Source organism: Pedobacter sp. GSP4 (assembly GCF_051857575.1).
GTDB lineage: Bacteria > Bacteroidota > Bacteroidia > Sphingobacteriales > Sphingobacteriaceae > Pedobacter.
Window position 1 is genome coordinate 488,909 of sequence record NZ_JBPZIR010000004.1, and the last position, 13,268, is coordinate 502,176.

14 protein-coding genes are annotated in these 13,268 nt (G+C 41.1%); 10 read left to right on the top strand and 4 right to left on the bottom strand.

Translation table 11 applies throughout. The features are described 5' to 3' along the window. Positions 1-10 precede the first annotated feature (10 nt). Complete coding sequence (locus tag ACS5PU_RS12960) at positions 11-460, top strand: hypothetical protein (protein ID WP_439459593.1); 450 nt, start codon at positions 11-13, stop codon at positions 458-460. 371 nt (positions 461-831) lie between these two features. Here the strand turns inward: ACS5PU_RS12960 and ACS5PU_RS12965 are convergent, their stop codons facing one another. After that, a complete protein-coding gene (locus ACS5PU_RS12965) occupies positions 832-2,034 on the bottom strand; it encodes a GTP-binding protein (protein WP_439459594.1) in 1,203 nt (400 codons plus the stop codon). An 86-nt stretch (positions 2,035-2,120) separates the two neighbouring features. On the opposite strand from ACS5PU_RS12965, the gene ACS5PU_RS12970 reads away from it, so the two are divergent. The 8 genes from ACS5PU_RS12970 to ACS5PU_RS13005 are packed head-to-tail and all read left to right on the top strand — an operon-like array spanning position 2,121 to position 6,350. Continuing rightward, positions 2,121-2,522 (top strand): MerC domain-containing protein, encoded by a 402-nt coding sequence (locus ACS5PU_RS12970; protein ID WP_439459595.1) that lies wholly within the window; start codon positions 2,121-2,123, stop codon positions 2,520-2,522. 13 nt (positions 2,523-2,535) lie between these two features. Then, positions 2,536-2,700 carry a hypothetical protein gene (locus ACS5PU_RS12975; RefSeq protein WP_439459596.1) on the top strand — a complete coding sequence of 55 codons (165 nt, stop codon included), beginning with the start codon at positions 2,536-2,538 and terminating at the stop codon, positions 2,698-2,700. After that, positions 2,693-3,319 carry an ABC transporter ATP-binding protein gene (locus tag ACS5PU_RS12980; protein WP_439459597.1) on the top strand — a complete coding sequence of 209 codons (627 nt, stop codon included), beginning with the start codon at positions 2,693-2,695 and terminating at the stop codon, positions 3,317-3,319. Before ACS5PU_RS12975 ends, ACS5PU_RS12980 begins: the two co-directional genes overlap by 8 nt. Beyond that, on the top strand, positions 3,319-4,533 hold the full coding sequence (locus ACS5PU_RS12985; RefSeq protein WP_439459598.1) for an ABC transporter permease: 1,215 nt from the start codon (positions 3,319-3,321) through the stop codon (positions 4,531-4,533). The genes ACS5PU_RS12980 and ACS5PU_RS12985 overlap by 1 nt, the downstream gene beginning before the upstream one ends. 18 nt (positions 4,534-4,551) lie before the next feature. Further along, complete coding sequence (locus tag ACS5PU_RS12990) at positions 4,552-4,989, top strand: hypothetical protein (protein WP_439459599.1); 438 nt, start codon at positions 4,552-4,554, stop codon at positions 4,987-4,989. Position 4,990: 1 nt separating this feature from the next. Further along, positions 4,991-5,446: a hypothetical protein gene (locus ACS5PU_RS12995; protein ID WP_439459600.1), complete on the top strand. Its 456-nt coding sequence runs from the start codon at positions 4,991-4,993 to the stop codon at positions 5,444-5,446. Further along, complete coding sequence (locus tag ACS5PU_RS13000) at positions 5,443-5,892, top strand: hypothetical protein (RefSeq protein WP_439459601.1); 450 nt, start codon at positions 5,443-5,445, stop codon at positions 5,890-5,892. Before ACS5PU_RS12995 ends, ACS5PU_RS13000 begins: the two co-directional genes overlap by 4 nt. A gap of 20 nt (positions 5,893-5,912) precedes the next feature. Beyond that, on the top strand, positions 5,913-6,350 hold the full coding sequence (locus ACS5PU_RS13005) for a Fur family transcriptional regulator (protein WP_439459602.1): 438 nt from the start codon (positions 5,913-5,915) through the stop codon (positions 6,348-6,350). Positions 6,351-6,352: 2 nt separating this feature from the next. Here the strand turns inward: ACS5PU_RS13005 and ACS5PU_RS13010 are convergent, their stop codons facing one another. The 3 genes from ACS5PU_RS13010 to ACS5PU_RS13020 are packed head-to-tail and all read right to left on the bottom strand — an operon-like array spanning position 6,353 to position 10,151. Continuing rightward, positions 6,353-7,336 (bottom strand): LuxE/PaaK family acyltransferase, encoded by a 984-nt coding sequence (locus ACS5PU_RS13010; protein ID WP_439459603.1) that lies wholly within the window; start codon positions 7,334-7,336, stop codon positions 6,353-6,355. Positions 7,337-7,355: 19 nt separating this feature from the next. Further along, complete coding sequence (locus ACS5PU_RS13015) at positions 7,356-7,715, bottom strand: hypothetical protein (protein ID WP_439459604.1); 360 nt, start codon at positions 7,713-7,715, stop codon at positions 7,356-7,358. Between the two features lie 6 nt (positions 7,716-7,721). Then, a complete protein-coding gene (locus ACS5PU_RS13020; protein WP_439459605.1) occupies positions 7,722-10,151 on the bottom strand; it encodes a penicillin acylase family protein in 2,430 nt (809 codons plus the stop codon). Between the two features lie 197 nt (positions 10,152-10,348). On the opposite strand from ACS5PU_RS13020, the gene ACS5PU_RS13025 reads away from it, so the two are divergent. Next, positions 10,349-13,258 (top strand): TonB-dependent receptor domain-containing protein, encoded by a 2,910-nt coding sequence (locus ACS5PU_RS13025; protein ID WP_439459606.1) that lies wholly within the window; start codon positions 10,349-10,351, stop codon positions 13,256-13,258. The last annotated feature ends 10 nt before the right edge of the window (positions 13,259-13,268 follow it).

Sequence of the window (13,268 nt, forward strand, 5' to 3'; positions counted from 1 at the left end):
TTCGGGCCCAATGAAATTAAAAATTAAAGAACTTTTCATTGGGCTCGAATTTAAAATAGAACGGGATGTTGATATCCAGGATGATGTTCTGTTGAAACGTATTATCTGGCAATTGGAACACGAGAATTATGAGGTGGTTAAAAAATCAGCCGATAGTATATTTTTTGAAGAAACCCACGGACAAATTGTGTTGAATACCCATTATTGGGACAGGGTAAACGGAGGAAGCTTAGAAATAATCAGGACAGGCGAAAAACGAAAAATAAGACTTTTGTTTTCTGTATCCATATTTGGCATCGTGTTCTTAACCGTATTTATTGTCCTTATAGCTGTTACAGGTGTATATCTCTTTTTTGCCATGATATTGCTCTTTGCAATTCTGTCTATACAAAGTTGGATTGATAAGCGAAATAAAATGCACGAACTTCTAGATGCAATTACGCATAAGAACCAGAATTGATTTCTTTATCTATCGATTACCAAAAATCAAACCGTTAGAGATTAAAGCTTAATGTCATAATCAAAATCCTTGCTTAGCGCTATTTAAAAACGTAAAACTTATTAAAGCACTTATAGCATTTATACCGCTTTGCCGATAACCACGAAAATAAAGTTTTAAAGATAAAGCCCCTCGGTACCCTATAGGTTTCAAAATTTTTGCATTTTGGACAGGGGGGACAGACTGTTACTACAGTTAACTCCTCAGGCGATCTCATAATAAGTATAGTTTGTTTGGGATATCAAACCTACGCAATAAAATTGCTAAGCATGCCACTCCCAAACAGTCATTTTATTCATTATTTACTTTTTTTTATTTTAAAGCATTGCTTTTTAGTTGATTACTGAGCTGAAGGGATTTTTAAAAACAGCTTTTGCCTTATAATCTTCCAGTTCAGCAGTGCTGAGTAAGCAGGTTTCGAGCGATTTCTTTAAGGCCACTGGGTCCATTTCCTGACCAATAAATACCAGCTCATTTTTACGGTCGCCAAACTCATCATCCCAATCGGCATAAATTTCGGCGCTGTTTTCTAAGTAATCATCATATTGTTCCCTTTCCTGCAGGCTCATACTGGCCCACCATACCCCAGCCGGGTCGATACGCAATGAACCTCCAGCCTGCGAAAAGTTAATGGCCTGATCTGGCATTGCCGCCAAATAGAAGATACCTTTTGAGCGGATAACGTTCTGCGGAAATTCCTGATTGATGTAATTCCATAATCTTTCCGGATGAAAAGGCCGTTTAGATCGGAATACCGTAGAGCTGATGCCATATTCCTCTGTTTCAGTCTGATGTATTTCTTCGAGTTCCTTTTTCCAGCCTGCACCTTCAGCTGCCGATTCAAAATCGAATAACCCGGTGTTTAAAATCAAATTGGGTTCTATTTCTCCAAAAAGTGTGTGATAAATTTTGGCATTTGGATTTAACTTTTCAATAACAGCCTTCAATACTTTAAGGTCGTTTTCGCTAACCAGGTCTATTTTATTCAATAAAATTACATTGGCAAACTCAATCTGATCGGTAAGCAGGTTTACGATGGTCCGTTTATCAGCTACATCATCAACCATATTGCGGTCGGCCAGTTTTTCGGCCGAACCAAAATCTTTGTAAAAATTGTAGGCATCTACAACCGTTACCATGGTATCGAGCTTACTGAACCTGCTCAGGTCAATTCCCGAGGCCTCATCAATAAATGAAAAGGTTTGTGCCACAGGTATGGGTTCTGAAATACCGGTGCTTTCAATCAGTAGGTAATCAAAACGGTTTTCTTTGGCCAGTTTCTCTACCTCCACCATCAAATCTTCGCGCAGGGTACAGCAAATACAGCCATTGCTCATCTCTACCAGTTTTTCTTCAGTTTTAGATAAGGTATGCTGGCTTTTAACCATCGAGGCATCAATATTTACCTCACTCATATCGTTCACAATTACGGCAACCTTTAAGTTCTGCCTATTTTTTAATACCGAATTGAGCAGTGTGGTTTTGCCGCTGCCAAGGAAACCGCTTAATACAGTTACCGGAAGTTTTTTTATCATGTTAATGCAATTATGTTGCAAATATAATGGAGAATATTTTAAATGCAACTATATTGCTTTTATATTTGCAGCCTAAATTTATACAGATGAAAACAAGGAGCTATAAAATCAATCTCGATCGGATCGGTATCACTGCATCAACCCTTTGTGCTTTGCATTGCGCTGCATTACCATTTTTTATTACGGTATTGCCGATGTGGGGAATGGGTTTTCTGGCCAATGAGGCCGTAGAAATTTCGATGATTGCGCTTTCCTTGATTTTAGGGGTGTGGAGCCTCAGTTCTGCTTACCGAAAGCAGCACCGGCGTATTGTACCTATTCTTGTACTGGTTGCCGGTTTCGCCTGCATTGCATTTGGCCACTTTTCGGGAATCGGCTTTCTTGAACCGGTTTTGATCCCATTGGGCGGATTTACCATTGCCGCTGCACATTATATCAATTTAAGGCTGCTTAAAACATGCCCTGTAAATCACCACAATGAAGTTTAACCGAATTGACAATATGATAAAGAATTATAAAATACTGTTTATCCCCGCGCTATTGTTTATCTCGGTGTTAAATCCTGCCTGTAAGCACGGTACCGATAATGCTATGGAGCTTTACCGCCGCTATGCCATCAAAAATCTGGTGATCCATAAAACACAAAAAGTGCTGCATCATGATTAGTATCAAATCGCTGGCCCATTTATACGATAAGGGTAGAAGAATAAGCTTTCCGGATTGGGAAATTGCAGAGATGGAGCAATGGCTGTTGTTAGGGGCATCGGGCAGTGGCAAGAGTACCTTGTTGAATATCATTTCAGGCCTCTTGAAACCAAGCAAAGGCGAGGTTTTAATTAACCATACCGATTTATATACTTTATCGGCAAGAAAAATGGACCAGTTTAGGGGCAGGCATATTGGCATTGTTTTTCAAAGGCCACACCTCATCCGCTCGCTCAATGTGCTCGATAACCTGGATTTAGCGGCGGTTATGGCTGGCTTACCGGTAGATGAAGCGCATAACCTTTCGTTGTTAGATAACCTCCATATTGCTGATTTAGCTCATGCCTTTCCTGATGAATTGAGCCAGGGGCAATTGCAGCGGGTATCGGTAGCGCGCGCATTGGTAAACAGGCCCGATCTGCTAATTGCTGATGAGCCTACATCAAGCTTGGATGATGAAAATGCCAACCAGGTGATACAGATGCTTACTTCGCAAGCCAAAGATAATGGCGCTGCATTGGTTATTGCCACACATGATCAAAGAGTCCGGAACCACATTTCAAAAACTTACCTACTCTAATGAATATCGTTAAAATAAGCAGCAGAAATCTTTTTAGGAACCAGCTTACAGCCATTTTGAATATTGTTTTAGTTGCTTTTGGCATCGCCATTTTGGCTGTTCTTTTTTTAGCCGGTAGCCAGATTAGCCATAAACTGGAAAACAATGCCAAGGATATTGACGTGGTGGTAGGCGCAAAGGGAAGCCCCTTACAGCTTGTACTGAGCAGCATTTACCACATCGATTATCCAACTGGAAATATTGCCGCTCAAGATGCCTATAAACTGATGCATCATCCAATGATAAAAAAAGCTGTACCACTAGCTTTGGGCGATAATTATAATGGTTTCCGCATTGTGGGTACGGACAGTACTTTTACCCAGTTGTATGGCCTATCTGTGCATAAAGGCGCTTTCTGGCACCGGGATTTGGAAGTAACCATTGGCAGTACGGTTGCTTTGGCCGCAAAACTAAAAATTGGGGATTCATTTTTCGGTGCGCACGGATTAACCGGCAATGGCGATATCCATAAACAGCATGCCTATATAGTAAAGGGAATATTAAAACCACAGGGAAATATTACCGATAACCTGATTTTAACCAATATTGGCAGTGTATATAAAATGCATGAAGAAAAGGCCGAAAATACGGCTCATGCGCATCATGGAGATGATGCCAAAGAAATTAACGACAAACAGATTACCGCTTTGCTGATCCAATATAAGTCGCCGATGTCGGTAATTGCCTTTCCGAGGATGGTAAACCAGCAGACCAATATGCAGGCGGCTTCACCGGCTATGGAAAGTGCGAGGCTGTTTTCGCTGATCGGTGTTGGGATTGACACCTTACAGTGGTTTGCTGTTTTTATTATGGCAGTAGCGGGCCTTAGTATTTTTATCGGACTTTATAATGCCATGAAGGAGCGTAAATACGATTTGGCGATTATGCGCTGCCTTGGTGCATCTAAATCTAAACTCTTCTTTTTGGTTATGCTGGAGGGGATGTTGGTTACCCTAATCGGCGCCTGTATCGGTATATTGATTGGGCATATTGCGCTCGAGGTAGTTGGCAGTTATCAAGAATCTTCGCAGGCGAGGCTTACCGGGCTTGCTGTGGTTCCACAAGAAATGTATTTAATCTGCACGGGTTTGTTTATAGGGGCTTTGGCCTCACTGATACCGGCCATGCAGATTTATAAGGTTGATATTGCCGAAACGCTAACGAAGGACAGGTAGGTTGAAAAGGTTGAGGTTATGAAGAAATTGGTTTTAGTGTTGGTTTCATTTTTAGTTTTCCAGATGGTAGTGGCGCAGGTTAGGGTACATACCGACATGCGCACGCCTACCTGGAACCTGATCGGTTTGAGGTACGATGCCGAAATTGCACCAGGTAAATGGGGAAGTGTATTTCCGCCGGCATTAAAGGCATTAAACAATAAGATTATCGAGTTGCCAGGTTATATTATCCCCACTAAAGTTGGTACAAGGTTTACTGAATTTATGTTCTCTATTGTGCCCATTGCCTCATGCCCTTATTGTGGCTCGGGCGATATTCCGGCTATGGTAGAGGTAAAAATGTCGACAGCTATTCCCATTACCGAAAAGCCGGTTAAACTTAGGGGCATATTTATCATCAACAGCACGGGTGATGACAGGAGCGAATTTTTTCTTTTAAACGCGAAACAGTTGTAATATGGTTTTTAGTTCTAAATTACTCAAATACTATTTATTGATTTTACTGTTGTGTGCCACTTCAGGCATATTTGCACAAGTTAAGGTACATGCCGAGTTGCGAACGGCCAGTTGGAATTTAATCGGGTTAAAATATGATAAACAGGTAAAGCCTTTGGTATGGCAGGCAGTTTTTCCGGCAGCATTAAGGGCAATAAACAATAAGATAATTGAACTACCGGGTTATATTATCCCCATAAAAGTGGGCAATAGTTTTACCTCATTCATGTTTTCTATTGTGCCTATAGCTTCCTGCCCGTACTGTGGATCGGGTGATATCCCTGAAATGATAGAAGTTAAAGCAGTAAAAGCGGTTAACTGGACGGAAAAGCCAGTAGTGATGAAAGGTAAGTTTATCATTAATGAGGCTGATGATAGCAAATCGACGTTTTTTTTAATAGATGCAGTACAACAATGAAATATTTATTCTTGATTTTTCCGCTATTGGTTACTTTCCCGGTAATGGCGCAAACACAGAAACACAACGCTAGCGATCAGTTACGCTCTTTGAACTGGGATGTGATCGCTTCGGTGAAATTTGAGCTGACCGAAAAAAATCAGCTTTTGCCCTTGTTTTCCGAATCGATTAAACGTTTCGAGAACAGGGAGTTCGATTTAACAGGATATCTGATCCCGATTAAGAGCGGCCAAAAACAGCAGCAGTTTCTTTTGGCTACATTGCCCATAAACCAATGTTATTTTTGCGGGCAAAACGGTATCCCGGTAATGATTATGATCGAAATGGAGCATGCCATACCGTACAGCGATAAGCCTATCCACATAAAGGGCATTTTAAAACTCGAACAAAAGGATGCCAGTTATGCACCTCCCATCACAATTAAAAATGCCAAACTCATGGTTTAATTGTTTATTTTTGTACTGCTATGGAGAATAAAACAGCACGTTTCGAACAACTTTTGGTTAAAAACGGTTTAAAAAGAACAGGGGCAAGGCTTCAGGTGCTCGAAATTTTGAGTGGACGCGATTCGGCAACCTCACAGCCTTATTTAGAACAGGTAATGGGCAAAGATGCTGACCGTGTTACCCTTTATCGTGTTTTACAGGCTTTTGAAGAGAAGGGGATTATCCATAAAGTTTTAGATCAACAGGGCACGGCCAATTACGCCATCTGTTCGGAAGGCTGCAGCGCGCACGAGCACCATGACGAACATGTTCATTTTAATTGCGATAACTGCCATAAAATTTATTGTTTGGATACTGTTAAAATCCCGGCATTAAAAGTTCCTGCCGGATTTAAGGTAGAACACCTTAACTTAATTGCTACAGGTACCTGCGCCAACTGTGCAGATAAGGTAAATTAAGCTTATTGCACCAGAAGGTTACAGCCTCTGATATCGGCATTATCAAACCTGCCCAGTACCTCAAAACTATTATCAGGGTTTATTCTGCCCAGATCCTGTGTGGCAATAAAAGAACAGGAGTTGATATTGGCCAGGTCGATTACATTAATCCCGCCCGTTCTTCCCTGATCAACTAAGGTTAAAGGATCGTTGGTATCGCGTATCAGTACCTGCATCCATTTAGGACAGTTAAAAATGCCTTCACCAAGCGAGTAAGCCTGCGAAAGCAGTTCCGTCATACCGTATTCGCTATGGATATGTTTTACCCCAAAACCTGCCGCAAGTTGTTCGTGTAATTCTTCGCGCACCATTTCTTTGCGTTTGCCTTTCATGCCTCCTGTTTCCATCACAATTAACTCTGGAAAATCAATGTCGTACTTTTCGATAAAATCGAGCAGGGCGTACGTAACACCAATTAATACGGTTTTTTGCTGCTTCGCTTTTAAATCGAGTAAGGTTTGCAAAAGGTCGCCATGGTTATACAAGAAGTAACCACTTTGCGGGTGCTGGCTTTTTTCAATCAGATCGTTAACCATGTAGATTAATGATGAACCTGAGCGTTGTTGATAAGAGGGTAACAGTGCTAAGAAGCAATAATCGGTCACATCGCCATAAAATTCGGTGAAAGCCTGTAGGTAACTTTGTTCGTAAAGTTTTGCAGTGGTAACATGATGGCTGCTCTGTACCATGCCTGTAGTGCCCGAACTGCTAAAGGTAACCTCAACCGGATCGCTATTGCTTAAAATACTATGGGTTTTAAAAAAACTGATCGGCAGGAAGGGAATTTCTGCTATTTCTTTTACCTGTGCTACATCAATCCGTAAATGCGAGATATATTCCTGGTATACATTACAGTTTTCGGCCTGTAGTTTAAAAATGGTTAAAGCGAGCGATTTAAACTCTTGGTCGTTCTTTAAGGAAAATATATCTTCAGCTGTTGTGTTCACACTGCAAAAGTACAAAGCGTTATGCTATTTTCTCGTCAGTTTTTTTAGCCAGCATGGCCATACGGAACTGATACCCGCAATAACCGCTTATGCCTGCCACTAAACCACTCAAAATACCGGTAACCAATAGCAGTGCCCACCACAGTTTAATCCCCGTCATTACCGCTACGCGGCCTGCCAGCACATTATCATTCGGGAGGCTTTTAAACAGCGCATAACCGATCCAGAGTAGGAAGATGGCTATGAAAGACTGCCAGAAAGCAATTTTTCCGGTTTTGCCAATAATACCGCAGGTGGCAAAAGAAATTACAATAATTATCCACCAAGGAGCAATCATTTGCAGCAAAAAACAGATAATTAGTATTACAATAAAAACCATTTTTAATTATTTAGAAATTTTTAAACGAGAGATAACTGTTCCTGATTTATCTTCAGGGCTTTGCATATAAAACAGATCGTAAAGTTTCCCATTGGCCCAGGTATCGATCATGTTATCATAGAATTTGCTTCCAGGATTGCCGGATTGTCCGCCCGGATAAACACCGTGCCCCTTAGGACTTTTGCCAAGTTCTATCACCATGCGCCACGATGGACCATTGGTTTCACTCAGTGCATTAATGGTTGTTTTTGCTCCGCCAATTTGCAGTACTTTAGACCCAAAGCCAGGTATTTTTGCTAAATGAGGCACATTGGTCTGTTTTACATTGGCCCAGTTCCAATCTTTATTTATAGGACCAAATCTTCTCTCTAAACTATCGCAGCTGTATCTAAAAGCTTCATTTACCAGATCGGATAAGGTTTCTTTTTTACTGGTATGGATATTATCATACCATGGTGCATTTGGTTCTTTCAAGATCATTTCAACAGTGCGGTCTCTTGATGGGTACCGCATCGGGATGCCCTTAACTTCAAATTCGTCGGCCCAGATATCGGTAGATAATCTTTTGCTCCATATTTCAAATACGCTTGCCGCTATTTCATGGGCATCATAACGTTTATTCCATTTGTTGAGGTAGCTTAGGGCCTCTTTCTGCGTAGCATTTAATTGTTCGGTATTTAGTAATGGCAATAAAGCTGGAACCAGGTTTTGCGCTAAAATACTGTAGTTGTCGGTTTGCATCAGGCGGATACTGTCCATTGTAGCCTTGTTCATGGCCGATAAGCGATCGTTAATTCTTTTACCACGCTCGTAAGGGGCAAATTCCCAATTGATATAATAAGGATAAGTCTTATCTGTAGAAGATTGGTTAGCCGAACTCACAAAACCGCGCGGTGGGTTTTTTACCGTTGGGTTTTGGGCATTTGGTATCCATCCCTGCCAATCGTATGCCGGATCAGTACCATCCAGGATAAATTTGCCCTGATCTTTCCATTTTAAAGGAAATTTACCGTTTGGTGTAATGGCAATATCGTTATCTACACTGGCAAAAATAAAATTTTGCGCAGGGGCGGTGTAAAAAGTTAAGGCTTTGCGGTAATCATTATAGTTTTTGCCCCGGTTAAGGTAATAAAAAGTCATCAGTTCATTAGATTGCTCGTGCGCAATCCAACGCAGCGCATCGCCCACAGGTACATTGTCGGCCCTGCCATATTTGGGTTTTTGAAAATAAACAACAGGGCCATGGTGCGTATAGTAAACGGTATCTATTTCATCTTTACCACCACGGATTTTGATGGTTTCTAAGCGCTTGGTAGTCGCTTTCCACTGGTTGTTGTACCAATATTCGTTATGGGAAGAATCTTTAAACTTAATCTGGTAAAAATCCAGTACATCGGCAGCTACATTGGTTACTCCCCAGGCAATTTTTTGGTTAAAGCCGATAATTACGCCCGGAGCCCCTGGCAAAGAAACGCCGTAAGTATTTACGCCGGGTGCATGCAGCTGTATTTGATACCAGATAGATGGCAAGGTTAAGTCAAGGTGCGGGTCGTTAGCCAAAATAGGGTAGCCTGAAGCAGTTTTTGCGCCAGATAATGCCCAATTATTGCTGCCGATACCTTCTCTTTTTTCGGTCGTTTTTACCTCACCAGTTTGGGCCTGGGTAAAACTTTCAGGTGTTTTTGGTGTAGGCAGGGGTGCAAAATCCCATTTGGTTCCTACCGGGATAATCGGGTCTTCGCGGAAAGGATAATCTGGGAAAAGATCTTTGGTAACTTCAGGACCGAATTTTTTAAGGATATTGGTCATGTAAAATTCGTCTGATCCCATGGCCAATACGGCCGACATCTGCTTGAGCAACAGCGCACATTTAACAGGTGTCCAGTTTTCGGGTTTAAAATCCAGTATTTTATATTCTAAGGGGTAATTGGCTTTGGAAAGGGTTTGGATATAAGCATTTATCCCCTCGGTGTACGCGAGTATCATTTCTTTGGCTTTTGGATCGGCCATCATTCCCTTAAGCGAATTTTCTGCACCGTAAACCATACCCATTCTGCGTTGATACCGGTCTACTTCAATGGCCTTATTGCCAACCACCTCACTTATTCGGCCAGCAGCAAAGCGTGTTTGAAAATCCATCTGCCAAAGGCGGTGCATAGCGGTTACGTAGCCTTGCGCTAGGTAAAGGTCGTGATCGTTCTGTGCAAAAACATGCGGGATCATCCGGTCGTCAAAAACAATTTCGATCTTATCAATTGCCCCTTTAATCTTCGCTTTGTGGTTAAACATAAAGTGATTGTTCTCTGCATTTTGCCAAAAACCCATAAAAGGATTTAGGAATTTTAGCACAGGAGGCGTACTTCCTAATTTGGTATTAAATAAAAAAGCTAATGCTATTGGGATTATGATACAGATAAGGGCTTTAATTTTATTCATAATGGTTAGCTAACAAGTCAGTTTACTAAGATAAGTGAAAATGACTATTTATGTTCTATGCAAAATACAACAAACTGTAAATCAATCAAAATTATAATTTGATTTCAAATTATTATGCTTACATAATTTGTTTAATTCAAAAAAAGCATTTAAGTTTATGTAACTAATAATACAAACAACCAAATTAACAATCGTTTATGAGCAGAATTTTTACACAGATCTTCTATGTGTTATTAATTGTGTTAGCAGGTAATATTGCGGCACAGGCACAGAGTATTACGGTAAGTGGAACCGTTAAAGATAAGCAGACAAAAGAAGGACTAGCTGGAGTAAGTTTAACCATTAAAGGCCAGTCTGGAGGTACAGCTTCTACCAGTACAGGTGGTTTTACGTTCACTACAACAGCAAAGGTACCTTTTACTCTAGTTGCTTCTTACGTGGGCTATGGTACTGTTGAGCAACAGATAACAGGTAATACTACCGGAATTAATATAGAATTGGAAACGGCTGTGGTGCTGGGTGGCGATGTGGTAGTTTCTGCATCCAGAACGCCTGAGCGCATTTTGGAATCTCCTGTTTCTATTGAGCGCATGAGTGCAGCCTCCATCAGGGAAGTGGCAGCGCCATCGTTTTACGATGCTTTGAACAATATGAAAGGGGTAGAAAGCAGCATGCAGAGCTTAACCTTCAAATCTATCAACACACGTGGGTTTAACTCCAATGGGAATACCCGTTTTAACCAATATATTGATGGAATGGATAACCAGGCCCCTGGACTAAATTTTTCTGTAGGTAATATTGTGGGTATAACCGAGCTTGATGTAGATAACGTTGAACTTTTGCCAGGCGCATCATCGGCCCTTTACGGTGCTGGAGGTATTAATGGTACTTTATTGATGACCTCAAAAGATCCTTTCAAATATCCAGGAGCAAGTTTCCAGTATAAAACAGGGGTAAACCATGTAAATGATAACAATAGCAGTGCTGAGCCATTTAACCAACTTGATGTGCGTTTGGCCAAATCGTGGAACAATAAATTTGGGGTAAAAGCTGCCTTCTCGTTTATACAGGCAAAAGATTGGTTCGGTAACAATTATTCAAATTTCGACCGCGTTTCGCGCACAGCAAAACCTGGCGATAGAAATAGCGATACCAATTATGATGGGATAAACACCTACGGTGACGAGGTAAGCCAAAATATGAGGAATGTGGCTTTGAGCGTTCAAAATGCAACTATTTCGGGCATCAATGCGGGCTCAGGCGGACTTATTCCGAACATTAAGGCGCTTATGGACGGTGCTTTTGGTGCGGCCATTCCAAATACAGCACAACAGGCGGGGTTTTTAGCTGGTTTACCTGCAGCACTAAGACCGGCAGTACAAAATTATTTTCCTTTTTATGTGGGCTTAAAGGCAAATTTAATCCCAGATCAGAATGTATCGAGAACAGGATATAACGAAGAAAACCTGGTTGATTATGATACCAAATCGTTAAAAGCATCGGGTGCATTATACTACAATATAACTAATACTATACAAGCTGTAGGGCAGGCCAACTGGGGTACCGGAACTTCAGTTTACACCGGTTCTGACCGCTATTCTTTGCGTAATTTTAATATTGGCCAGTACAAACTGGAAGTAAAAGGAGAAGACTTTTTTGTGAAGGCTTATACTACGCAAGAGCGCTCTGGCGATTCTTATATCTCTTCAATATTAGGTAGTTACATTAATGAAGTGTCTAAACCATCAACCACTTGGTTCCCGCAGTATATCGGAAATTATGTTGGTGCAAGAGCAGCCGGACAGACTGATGCCGCTGCCCATGTTTTGGCTAGAAATGCTGCTAACCAAGGCCGTTTTGAGCCTGGAAGCCCTCAGTTCGAAGTGGCAAAAAACAACATCATGAATACTACCATCAGTGCTTCTGATCCTAGTAAAGGTATTTACGGTGCCAAATTCGATGATAAATCGAACCTTTACCATTATGAAGGTATGTACAACTTTACCAATCTTTTTAATAAGGTGGTAGAGTTTCAGGTAGGTGCATCTTACCGTCTTTATGATTTGAATTCGGCAGGAACAATTTTTAACGATTTAACCAATTCTATCGATATTAAAGAGTATGGTGCATTTGGGCAGATTGGTAAAAAGTTTTTTAACGATAAGGTTAAATTAACTTTTGCAGGCCGTTATGATAAGAGCCAGAACTTTGAAGGTAGGTTTACACCAAGGATTACCGGTGTGTTTACCGTGGCTAAAAACAACAATATCAGGGTATCTTACCAAACGGGTTACCGTAACCCAACCACACAGAACCAGTATATCGATCTTTCAGTGGGTGGTGGTTCTCAGCGTTTAATCGGTGGTTTGCCAGAAATTATGTTCGGTAAATATAAACTGGATGGAAACAAAGCTTACACTGATGTAAGTTACCGTGCATTTTTAGCATCGGCAGCAGCTACCGGAACGCCTAACCCAGCACTTTTGCAACAATACACCTTTGATCCTAGAGGTGTGCGCCCAGAAAGTGTCCAATCATACGAACTAGGTTACAAGGGTTTGGTAATGCCTAATTTATTGGTAGATGCATATGGTTATTACAATCAGTACAAAGATTTTATTACTGCTGTTGATGTTTATCAAAACGTTAACGGAAGTTTTGTGAAATACGGTGTTCCGGTTAATGCAGAAGGCGAAGTTACCTCTTATGGTGCGGCATTGGGCTTAGATTATCTAGTAGGCAAATGGAATATCAGCGGTAACGTTTCTTATAACCAGATCGGCGATTTACCTGCAAATTATATCAACGATTTCAATACACCTAAAATCCGCTATAACCTTGGATTGGGCAATAAAGAAATTATTAAAAACTTTGGTTTCAATGTTGCTTACCGCTGGCAGGATCAGTTTTACTGGAATTCATCTTTTGCCTCGGGCCAAGTACCTGCATACAGCTCGCTGGATGCACAGGTTAGTTTGAAGATCCCTTCAGTAATGTCGGTAATCAGATTGGGCGGTTCGAACGTATTGAATAAATATTACCTTACCTCTTATGGTAACCCTATGGCTGGCGCAATCTATTATTTAGGATTGACCTTTAACCCATAAAATAAGTTAT